Origin of the sequence: Mesorhizobium sp. M1D.F.Ca.ET.231.01.1.1, from assembly GCF_003999155.2 — a bacterium.
Taxonomy (GTDB): domain Bacteria; phylum Pseudomonadota; class Alphaproteobacteria; order Rhizobiales; family Rhizobiaceae; genus Mesorhizobium.
In genome coordinates this window covers 1-315 of the sequence record NZ_RZOZ02000189.1, presented here as the reverse complement: position 1 = coordinate 315, position 315 = coordinate 1, and the positions used below count along the sequence as shown (strand labels likewise).

At 69.5% G+C, this 315-nt stretch carries 1 protein-coding gene; it reads right to left on the bottom strand.

What is annotated here, in order from left to right; all coding sequences use genetic code 11:
- Positions 1 to 315, bottom strand: a 315-nt coding sequence (locus EN874_RS32900; RefSeq protein WP_135884737.1) for a hypothetical protein, incomplete at both ends; no start/stop codon positions are given.

The following is a 315-nucleotide window of genomic DNA, read 5'->3' as shown; positions in this document are numbered from 1 at the left end:
AGCGCTTCGGCCGACTCGCTGATGCGCATCGAGAGCCGCTCGTCCGCGCCCTCGAAGTTGCGCAGGATGTCGCCGGCACGCGAGGCAAGCGACTGGGCGGTCTCGACGGCGCGGGCAACCAGCTTCTGGTCGGCCGCGTCGAAGGTGTTGGCGATCTCGCCGGCGCGCGTGGCCAGCTTGTCGGCTGTTTCCTCGGCACGGGCCATCAGCGAGTTCGATGCGTCGTCGGCGCGCGCCATCAGCATGTTGGACGTGTCCTGGGCACGTTCGTGCAGACGCCGGTCCGCCGCTTCGAAGGCCTGGGCGACATCCTCG